The following is a 780-nucleotide window of genomic DNA, read 5'->3' as shown; positions in this document are numbered from 1 at the left end:
AAAACAATGCTAAAACCTGTCTTGAATCGAAATTCCGTGCTCGCTTGCTCAGCGGATTGTCCTGCGGACAATCACGCTCGCCCGCTCGCACAGTTTTTATACGGGACGTTGGCAAACATGCAAAAACAACTATATCCAATAAATGAAAACTAATTTCCAATGCATAGAACTGACAATCCAAGATGAAGAGTTTGGGTGTACCATAACATTTTCAGATTCAAGATCAGCGGACGACCAGTTCAAATCTATGGAAGAGATTATGAATAGCGATGAAAAGTACTTGTTGATTCAAAGAACTTATCCAGAAGATGATTATGATGCCGACTATTACTATATCGAATCTTCAGAATCGGATGAGATTTTCAAGCCTAATGAAAAAATAAACATAGTGCTAAACCAAAACCTAATCAAAGTGAACTCTGCTGGAGAACAATTGAGAATAGGACTAAATCTGGATAACAGAAAACTTAAAGATTTGGAACGAATTCTCAGAACAAGATTTAAAGAAATTGTAACGTTAATAGAAAATAACTAAGCACGATTTGCCAACACCGTGTAAAAATAATTGCTTGATTCTCGCCTACTTGGAAATTCCTGCGGAATTTCCACAGGCTCGGTCAATGTTTACTATTTTAGGTGCTTGCCACCGCAACTATTCTTACACATAAACGTTGTAAGTAATTTTGAGAAAACTGCTGACCATAATATTAATTTTGACCTTCGGACTTATTTCCTGCGAGTCTGAAAAAAAATATTCGGACTATAACGAATCGGACTTTT

At 36.7% G+C, this 780-nt stretch carries 1 protein-coding gene; it reads left to right on the top strand.

The annotated features are described in order from the left end of the window. The first annotated feature begins 142 nt into the window (after window positions 1–142). Entirely contained in the window at window positions 143–535 is a 393-nt protein-coding gene (locus tag FHP04_RS14390; protein WP_139856843.1) for a hypothetical protein, read from the top strand. Window positions 536–780 lie beyond the last annotated feature (245 nt).

The organism is Aequorivita sinensis (assembly GCF_006346335.1).
In the GTDB taxonomy this organism is placed as follows: domain Bacteria; phylum Bacteroidota; class Bacteroidia; order Flavobacteriales; family Flavobacteriaceae; genus Aequorivita; species Aequorivita sinensis.
This window is presented reverse-complemented; position numbering and strand designations above follow the sequence as displayed.

Bases quoted from the DNA above. Each gene is read 5' to 3' on its own strand.
- FHP04_RS14390 (WP_139856843.1), top strand. From the start codon at position 143: ATGAAAACTAATTTCCAATGCATAGAACTGACAATCCAAGATGAAGAG.